The 9,036-nt window shown below is 64.4% G+C and carries 7 protein-coding genes and 1 pseudogene; 6 read left to right on the plus strand and 2 right to left on the minus strand.

Annotated elements, in window-relative coordinates:
- Positions 1–28 precede the first annotated feature (28 nt).
- Positions 29–490 (minus strand): nucleoside deaminase, encoded by a 462-nt coding sequence (locus tag EOA24_RS17660; RefSeq protein ID WP_126083160.1) that lies wholly within the window; start codon positions 488–490, stop codon positions 29–31.
- Positions 491–670: 180 nt separating this feature from the next.
- On the opposite strand from EOA24_RS17660, the gene EOA24_RS17665 reads away from it, so the two are divergent.
- From EOA24_RS17665 to EOA24_RS17685, 5 genes are all read left to right on the plus strand, one after another.
- Complete coding sequence (locus EOA24_RS17665; protein WP_126083159.1) at positions 671–2,626, plus strand: pseudouridine synthase; 1,956 nt, start codon at positions 671–673, stop codon at positions 2,624–2,626.
- A complete protein-coding gene (rsmD, locus tag EOA24_RS17670) occupies positions 2,607–3,161 on the plus strand; it encodes a 16S rRNA (guanine(966)-N(2))-methyltransferase RsmD (protein ID WP_126083158.1) in 555 nt (184 codons plus the stop codon). The genes EOA24_RS17665 and rsmD overlap by 20 nt, the downstream gene beginning before the upstream one ends.
- A gap of 94 nt (positions 3,162–3,255) precedes the next feature.
- The gene (locus EOA24_RS17675) at positions 3,256–4,617 is read left to right on the plus strand and encodes a pitrilysin family protein (protein WP_126083157.1); all 1,362 of its coding nucleotides are present in this window, start codon (positions 3,256–3,258) and stop codon (positions 4,615–4,617) included.
- A gap of 221 nt (positions 4,618–4,838) precedes the next feature.
- Positions 4,839–6,173, plus strand: coding sequence for a pitrilysin family protein (locus EOA24_RS17680; RefSeq protein ID WP_245467099.1), 1,335 nt, complete (start codon positions 4,839–4,841; stop codon positions 6,171–6,173).
- The gene (locus EOA24_RS17685; RefSeq protein ID WP_126083155.1) at positions 6,170–7,024 is read left to right on the plus strand and encodes a patatin-like phospholipase family protein; all 855 of its coding nucleotides are present in this window, start codon (positions 6,170–6,172) and stop codon (positions 7,022–7,024) included. The genes EOA24_RS17680 and EOA24_RS17685 overlap by 4 nt, the downstream gene beginning before the upstream one ends.
- A 185-nt stretch (positions 7,025–7,209) precedes the next feature.
- On the opposite strand, the gene EOA24_RS17690 is transcribed toward EOA24_RS17685, so the two are convergent.
- Positions 7,210–7,863, minus strand: a complete 654-nt coding sequence (locus tag EOA24_RS17690) for an outer membrane protein (RefSeq protein WP_126083154.1) — start codon at positions 7,861–7,863, stop codon at positions 7,210–7,212.
- Positions 7,864–8,527: 664 nt separating this feature from the next.
- Here EOA24_RS17690 and EOA24_RS17700 point away from each other — a divergent pair.
- Positions 8,528–9,036, plus strand: a pseudogene (locus EOA24_RS17700) (hypothetical protein); the annotation flags it as partial.

Here is a 9,036-nt window from a genome sequence, read left to right on the forward strand (position 1 = left end):
ACTCAGTACTCGCTAGTTTCTTCACCATTCACCATTCACCGCCATTTCGCTTCCCGCGGAAAAAGTCCTTGAGGATGAGGGCGGCTTCACTCTCGCCGATCCCCGGATAGATGTCCGGCGCGTGGTGGCAGATGGGCGACGCGAAGAAGCGCGTGCCGTTGACCACCGCGCCGCCTTTCTCGTCGGCGGCGCCGAAATAGAGCCGCCGCAGCCTGGCGAAGGAGATGGCGCCGGCGCACATGGCGCAGGGCTCCAGCGTCACATAAAGGTCGTGGCCGGTGAGGCGCTCGCTGGCGAGCTTCCGGCAGGCCTCGCGAATCACCAGCATCTCAGCATGCGCCGTCGGATCGGCAAGCTCGCGGGTACGGTTGCCGGCTTTCGCGATCACCGTGTTGCCGCTGACGATCACCGCGCCGACCGGCACTTCGCCGCGGCCGGCGGCCGCCTCGGCCTCTTCAAGCGCCAAGGCCATGAAATCCGGTCGTTTCAAGCGGTTTCCATCCCGATTACTCCTCGCCACCCGAGAGTGATCCTGTTATCTAGCGCGAGACCCTGAAAACCGGAATCGGTTTTTGCCGCGCCGCTGGATGCGCAAAATCAAGATGACACTGCCTGCGTTGGGCGTCCGAAAGGGCGTGCGGCGCTGTAGCAGGCAAAGACGAGCAAAGTAATGGACGACGATAAGAAATCTCCACGCGGGTCGCGCAAGGGCGGCTCGAAACCGGCAGGTCCGCGCGGCGGCAAGCCGGCCCACGGCGCCAAGAAGCCGTTCCCAAAACGGGAGCGGCCGATGGCTGCCGAAGGCGAGCGCAACTTCAAGCGCTATGAGCCGCGTGAAACGGGGCCGCGCGAAGCAGGCGCGGAGCGTGGCGACCGGTCGTTCCGCAAAGGTCCGCCGCGTGACGGTAAGCCCTTCGAGAAGCGCGAAGGCCGCAAGTCCTTTGCGCCACGCGGTGACCGGCCGATGAGCGCCGAAGGCGAGCGCCCGGCCCGCGATTTCAAGCGCAGCTACAAGCCGCGTGAAATGGGCGAGGGCGCGGAGCGCGGCGACCGGCCGTTCCGCAAAGGCCCGCCGCGCGACGGCAAGCCCTTCGAGAAGCGCGAAGGCCGCAAGCCCTTTGTGCCACGCGGTGACCGGCCGGTGGCCGCTGAAGGCGAGCGTGGCGAACGCCGTTTCGACAGTCCCAAGCGCGACTTCGGCGAGCGCCCTGCACGCGACTTTGCCGACCGGCCGAAGCGTGACTTCAGCGATCGCCCGCGCGGCGCGGGAAAGCCCGAGGGCGGCTTCAAGCCGCGCCCGCGTCCCTCGGAAGCCGCGCCGGAGGCCGGCGAGCGCATCGCCAAGCGGCTGGCGCGTGCCGGCATCGCCTCACGCCGCGACGCCGAGGAATTGATCGCGGCCGGCCGCGTCAAGGTCAACGGCAAGGTGTTGGACTCGCCGGCCTTTAACGTCAGCGCCACCGACGTCATTCATCTCGACGGCACCGAGATACCACCGATCGAGCGCACGCGCCTGTTCCTGTTCCACAAGCCGGCGGGCGTCGTTACCACCAACCGCGATCCGGAAGGCCGCAAGACCGTCTTCGACGTGCTGCCGTCCGACCTGCCGCGGCTGATGACGATCGGCCGCCTCGACATCAACACCGAAGGCCTGCTGCTGCTCACCAATGACGGCGGCCTGTCGCGCGTGCTCGAACTGCCGGCCACCGGCTGGCTGCGGCGCTACCGCGCGCGCGTCCACGGCAAGGTCGAGGAAAGCGCGCTCGCCGGCTTGCGTGAGGGCATCGCCGTCGACGGCGTCTTCTACGGTTCGATCGAGGCCTCGCTTGACCGCGAGCAGGGCACCAACGCATGGCTGACGCTCGGCCTGCGCGAAGGCAAGAACCGCGAGGTGAAGAACATCCTCGGCGCGCTTGGCCTCGATGTGACGCGGCTGATCCGCATCTCCTATGGCCCCTTCCAGCTGGAAGATCTGCCCGAGGGCCATGTGCTGGAGATCAAGGGCCGGGTGCTGCGCGAGCAACTCGGCGAGCGGCTGATCGAGGAAGCCGGCGCCAATTTCGACGCCGAGATCCAAAAACCGTTTTCCAACAAGCCGGTGCGCGGCGGCGGTCCGCGCCGCGAAGAAGCCGACCGGCCGAAATTCACGCGCGACGGCGACCGTCGGCCGATCGGCGAGGGCGGACTGATCAAGGCGCGCAAGCGCCGCGAGGACAGCCGCGATGAGGCGCTGAGCAAGCTCTCGACCAAACCGGACAGGGCATTTGGGGAGCGCGGTGCGAAGTCCGATCGCGGCGGCTTCGGCGACAAGCCGCGTGGCGGCTTTGGCGACAAGCCCCGTGGCAAGAAATCCCAGCGCGAGCAGCGGCCGATCGAGCCGCCGGGCCAGCGCAAGGCCAATGTCTGGATGGCGCCGGGCGCCCGGCCGATCGGCAAGGGCAGGGCGGAAGCCGACGCCGCCAGGGCCGCCGAGGCGAAGGCACGCAAGGCGCCGTTCAAACCGGGCGGCAAGGGCAAGCCGGGCGCGAAACCGTTCGGCAAGCCCCGTGGCGAGCGCCCCGAAGGCGATGGCGGCAACAGGCCGCGTGGTCCGAAGAGGGGCGGCGATGCGGATCGTCGGCGGTGAGTTCCGCGGGCGTCCGCTGGCGACGCCGAAAAGCAATGCCATTCGCCCCACCACCGACCGCACCCGCGAGGCGGTGTTCAACGTCCTGGCGCATCGCTACGCCGACAAGCTCGAGGGCGGCCGCGTGCTCGACCTCTTCGCCGGCACGGGCGCGCTCGGGCTGGAGGCTTTGTCGCGCGGCGCCGGTTACTGCGTCTTCATCGAGGAATCTACCGAGGGGCGCGGCCTGATCCGCGAGAATGTCGAAGCCTACGGGCTCACCGGCCGCACAAAAATCTTCCGCCGCGACGCCACGCATCTAGGCGAAGCCGGCACGATCTCGCCCTTTGGCCTGATCTTCGCCGATCCGCCCTATGGCAAAGGTCTCGGCGAACGCGCGCTGCGCTCGGCCAAGGACGGCGGCTGGCTTCTGCCCGGCGCGCTCTGCGTCGTCGAGGAGGCGGCATCGGCGGCCTTCGATCCTGGCGCCGGTTTTTCGGTGATGGACGAGCGCAATTACGGCGAAACGGTTATCCGCTTCATCGAGGCCGGCTAGCTTGTGCTAGCCGCGCCTCGAAAATGCCGAACAAATCACTTTGCCTCGCCAGCGAACCTTGCCTATCGTCGCGCAACCGGGACCGGAGAACTTGATGACACCTACGCGGATTGCGCTGCGCACGGCGCTCCTTGTCGGCACGCTGGCAATAGTGGCGTCGGCTCCGGCCCGTGCGGCCGACGATGGTGACGTGAAGGATTTCCTCCTCGACAACGGCATGGAGGTGGTCGTCATCCCGGACCATCGCGCGCCGATCGTCACCCACATGGTCTGGTACAAGATCGGCAGCGCCGACGAGCCCGCTGGCAAATCCGGCATCGCGCATTTCTTCGAGCATCTGATGTTCAAGGCCACGACCAACCACGCCGCCGGCGAATTCGACCGCGCCGTGTCCGAGATCGGCGGCTCCAACAACGCCTTCACCTCCTACGACTACACCGCGTTCCACGAGACGGTGCCGCCCTCGGCGCTGGAACAGATGATGGGCTTCGAGGCCGATCGCATGCGCAACCTGATCCTGACCGACGACGTCATCAAGACCGAGCGCGACGTGATCCTGGAGGAGCGCCGCTCGCGCATCGACAGCAATCCGCAGGCGGTTCTGGACGAGGAGGTCGATGCGACGCTCTGGCAGAACCAGCCCTACCGCATTCCCGTGATCGGCTGGATGCAGGAAATGGAGCAACTGAACCGTCCGGACGCGAAAGCCTTCTACGACAACTACTACCGGCCCAACAACGCGGTGTTGATCGTAGCGGGCGACGTCGAGCCGGATGCCGTCAAGGCGATGGCCGAGCGCACCTATGGCAAGGTCGCGCGCGGTCCGGATCTGCGGCCGCGCATCCGCCCGGTCGAGCCGGAGCAGAACACCAGACGCACGGTGACGCTGACCGACGCGCGCGTCTCGGTGCCGAGCTTTTCGACGCAATGGGTGGTGCCATCCTATCATACGGCCAAGCCCGGCGAGGCGGAGGCGCTGGACCTGCTGGCCGAGATCCTCGGCGGCGGCAACCGCAGCCGGCTGTACCAGGAGCTCGTCGTCAAGCAGGGGATCGCCTCCGACGCGGCGGCCTATTTCCAAGGCACGATGCTCGACGACACCAACTTCACCGTCTATGGCGCGCCGCGCGGCGACGCCAAGCTTGCCGATGTCGAGGCGGCGGTCGATGCCGAGATCGTCCGCATCGTCAAGGACGGCGTGAGCGACGATGAGCTGGAACGGGCCAAGACCCGTTATGTGCGCTCCATGATCTTTGCCCGCGACAAGCAGGACGACATGGCCAACATGTATGGCTCCACGCTTGCCACCGGCGGCAACGTCAAGGACGTTCAGGAATGGCCGGACCGCATCCGCAAGGTCACCGCCGATGAGGTCAAGGCGGTCGCCGCCCGCTACCTGGTGCTCGAGCATTCGACCACCGGCTATCTCTTGCCGCAGCAACAGGCGGGGAATTGATGATGAGCATGGTTTCGGTGCGCCGGCGGTTCTTCCCTTCTCCCCTTGTGGGGTCCGAAGGACGGGGCAAGACCCGTGGCTCGCCCCCGGGTGGTGGCCGAGCGAAGCTCGGTCGGATGAGGGGTGTTCCAGCTTGGCAAGGATGGCGATCTGTCGCCCACCCCTCAACCGTCTCGGCGCTGCGCGCCGATCCACCTTCTCCCACAAGGGGAGAAGGAAAAATGTATCGAGCCGTCGCCACGCTTTGCTTTGCCCTGTTCTTCCTGCTCCTGCCGGCGCTCGCCGCCCGCGCGGAGATGAACATCCAGGAGGTGAAGTCGAAGAAGGGCATCACCGCCTGGCTGGTGGAGGACCATTCGATCCCGCTGATCGCCATCCGCTTCGTGTTCGATGGCGGCAGCGCGCAGGATCCGGCCGGCAAGGAGGGCCTGGTCAACCTGATGACCGGCCTGTTCGACGAAGGCGCAGGCGACCTCGACAGCGACGCCTTCCAGCAGAAGCTCGACGATGCCGGCGCCGAGATGAGTTTCCAGGCCGCGCGCGATGGCACCTACGGCTCAATGCGTATGCTGTCCGACCAGAAGGACGAGGCTTTTGGCCTGCTGAAACTGGCGGTGAACAGCCCGCGTTTCGACCAGGCGCCGATCGACCGTATCCGCGCCCAGGTGCTTTCCGGCATCCTCGCTAATGAGCGCGATCCGAACACGGTGGCGCAGCAGCGCTGGCTGCGCGCCATTTACGGCGAGCATCCCTATTCGCGTTCCGACCAGGGGACGAAGGGCAGCCTGACTAGCATCACCGCGGATGACATCAGGGCCTTCCACAAAGCCAATTTCGCCCGCGGCGGCCTGCATGTGGCGGTGGTCGGCGATATCGACGCCGCGACACTGGGCAAGAAACTGGACGACGTCTTCGGCGATCTGCCTGAAAGGCAGACGCTGGCTCCGGTGTCGGATGTCACGCCAAAGCTGGGGCAGCAACTGGCGGTGAACTACGACTTGCCGCAGACCTCGCTGCAGCTCGCCTGGCCGGGCGTGAAACGCAGCGATCCCAATTTCTTTGCCACCGTCCTGATGAACGAGATCCTGGGCGGCTCGACCTTCACCTCCCGGCTCTTTTCGGAGGTGCGCGAGAAGCGCGGCCTTGCCTATGGCGTCAGTTCCGATCTGGTCGACAACGAGCACTCCCACGCGCTGCTGGTGACGACAGCGACGCGCTCCGACCGCGCCGCCGAAACGCTTTCGATCGTGCGCCAGGTGGTGAAGGATATGGCCGAGAACGGTCCCACCGAGGAAGAGCTCGCGGCGATCAAGAAATACATGATCGGCGCTTACGCCATCAACAATCTGGATTCCTCCGCCTCCATCGCCGCGACGCTGGTCGAGCTGCAGGTCGACAATCTCGGCATCGACTATATGAAGCGCCGCGCCGCGCTCATCAACGCGGTGACGCTGGCCGAAGTCAAGGCGGCGGCGAAGAAGCTTCTGTCGGCCGATCCCGCCGTGATGGTCATCGGCCCGCCGCTGGTGCAGGTGGCGGGAGGCGGCAAGGGATGAGCCCGACCTTCGGGGTGGCTTTCGGCGGCGGCGGCGCGCGCGGTCTCGCGCATATCCACATCATCGAGGCCCTCGACGAGCTTGGCATCAAGCCGGTGGCGATCGCCGGCTCGTCGATCGGCTCCATCATGGGAGCCGGCATGGCGTCGGGCATGACGGGCGCCGATATCCACGGCTATGCCCGATCGATCCTCGGCAGCCGCGCCGAAGTGGCGGCGCGCATGTGGCGCTCGCGGCCGGGCACGATCGCGGAGGCCATGCAGGGCGGCATCCGCGTCGGCCAGTTCAACATCGAGCGCATCTTGAAGGCCTTCCTGCCTGAGCCGATCCCGCGGACCTTCGACGCGCTGAAGATCCCGCTCAAGGTGACGGCGACCGATTATTTCGGTCACAAGCTGGCGGTGCTCGCCGAGGGTGAATTGCATTCCGCGCTCGCCGCTTCGGCTGCCATCCCGGCGGTGTTCCGTCCGGTGGTTCGCAATGGCTGCCTGCTGATCGACGGCGGCATCTACAATCCCGTCCCCTTCGATCTCCTCGAAAAGGATGCCGACATCATCATCGCGATCGACGTGGTCGGCGCGCCGAGCGATGCCGAGCGCAAGCACCCGACCACGGTGGACCTGATGTACGGCGCCTCGCAATTGATGATGCAGTCGATCATCGCCAACAAGCTGCAGCAGTCGAGGCCCGACATCCTGATCCGCCCGAAAGTCTCGAAGTACCGCGTGCTCGATTTCCTGAAGATCGAGGCGCTGATGGCCGAGACGGCGGAGATCAAGGACGAATTGAAGCGCGCCGTCGAGAAGGCCTTGGAGGCGCATGGCGGCAGACAGGGCGAGAAGGCTATCTGAGCGAATCAGCTCCGCCCGATTCACGCTGCCCGTAGCCAACCTCCGTTGTTGGTAGCTCATCGTGCTCGATCGCCGCGCTCACCCCCGAGCCATTGCTGAACAAAGAAAAGCCGCGACTGGTGAACTAACCGCATTCGAGGGGTCAGTTCACCATGTCGCGGCTTTTTGTCCTGTCCGCTAATAGATCAGAATTTGTAATTCAGACCAACGCGAACGGTGTGGAAGGGGACTTTGACGTCGGCACCCACTGGCCCGCCCGTATCGAACGTCTCTTTACCCAGGTCCGTGTAAAGATACTCGGACTTGAGCGACCATTTGTCGGTGAAGGCGTATTCGGCGCCTGCACCAACGGTCCAGCCGACCCTAGTCTTGGAAAAGCTAGGCCCGCCGAGCCCGGATATGTCGAGCTTTTCATGACCGTAGGCCAAGCCGCCAGTGCCATAGACGAGGAAGCGATCGACGGGCGTATAGCCAATGCGAGCACGCACCGTGCCGAACCAATCAACCTTTGTTTCCAGAGAGGGGCCGCCGAGCGATAGCTCGCCTTTGACGTCGGAACCCTGGAAGTCGGCTTCCACGCCGTAGACGAATTGGCCAACCTGCCAGTTGTAACCGGCCTGAATGCCGCCCAGGAAGCCACTCGCGCTGAGGTCGAAGCCACCAGGTCCGCCGTCGGAAGGATCAAGACTAAACGTGCCGAAACCGCCGCCGGCGTTCACGCCGATATATGCGCCGGTCCAGTTATAGGAAGCAGCAACCGGTGCCTCCTGCAAAGCGTCGGCCGCGTAGGCGGTGCCGCTGGCGAGGACGAGAACGGTTGCAAGAAGAAGCTGTTTCACAGGATGGACCCTTTCGTTGCCAAAAACTGCAGAGCTGGAGGGGCTTGACCGCAGGATTTTATGCGATGCGCCCACTACAAACCTCTCGGTCTGCTTCCATGCTCAGTCGGATAATGCCCCCCAGAAGGGCCTATCTGCCACCTAAGCGCCAGTAGCCTTGCCGTCGAACCCGGCAGGTTGTCAATCTTGTCAATTCGAAGGCGCGGGTAATTTTTTCAGGAGATGCGAGAAAGCCACACACGTTCGAGCAGGCTGTCGCCGGTGGCGGCGTTGAAGCGGTCGTTGGCGGCAGCCTAAAAAACGTGCCGTAAGATGCTGCGAGGATCTTGCTCGGTGCTGGAAATCGGAGACGGCACCGGCACCGTCATCGATGCCGCGAAGATAACCGGCGTCGCCGATTATGCTGGCTGCAACGTCGCCGGTTTCCTTTGCCCAAGGTGTCCGCTTCGTCGGGTGGGACGAGGCGCTCGGCGACGAATGCGTGACCGGAACGGATTCGAGAACGGCATCAGGCTGCGGCCCGGAAGATGAGCGAACATTTTGTCGGGAATCTTAGAACGCTGTATGGCAGCCGCCTGGGAAGCTTCTCGTAGCTAGACTACGCACCGAACATCGGGCTGTATCGACTCGGACGTATTTGCAAGCAACGTATTTGCAGAAAACCATGGCATTTGGGGTTTTCATTCACCGCACAGATTCGATCTACGACGACAGCCCCGCTGAGCAGTATCAATTCCCTGGTCAGTATCTGAGCCGTATCGAGGCCTGCGTCGGCGATTGGATCACCTACTACGAGCCCAGCAAGGTAACCGAGACACGCGGGTACTTCGCGATGGCAATGGTCCAGCAGGTCATTCCCGATCCCGCGGCGCCTGACATGTACCTCGCTCTGATTGAACCCGGAACCTACCTCGAATTCGTCAATCCTGTTCCATTCAGTGCGGCCGATGGCCTGGTTGAACGTGGCCTGCTCAATGACGAGGGCAGAATATCCGGCCGTGCCCAATCCGCCGTCCGCCCGCTTAGCCCTGCCGACTTTAACGTTTTGCTTTGTTCATCTCAAAGAAGCTCCCCCAATATTTATAGCCATCTATCTTATAAGTGGCAGCGGAGCCAGCGTCTTTCTGGGGGTCCTTTGCCGATTGGTCGGCTTGGCATCAGTGTTCGCTGGCT

The organism is Mesorhizobium sp. M2A.F.Ca.ET.039.01.1.1, assembly GCF_003998035.1.
In the GTDB taxonomy this organism is placed as follows: domain Bacteria; phylum Pseudomonadota; class Alphaproteobacteria; order Rhizobiales; family Rhizobiaceae; genus Mesorhizobium.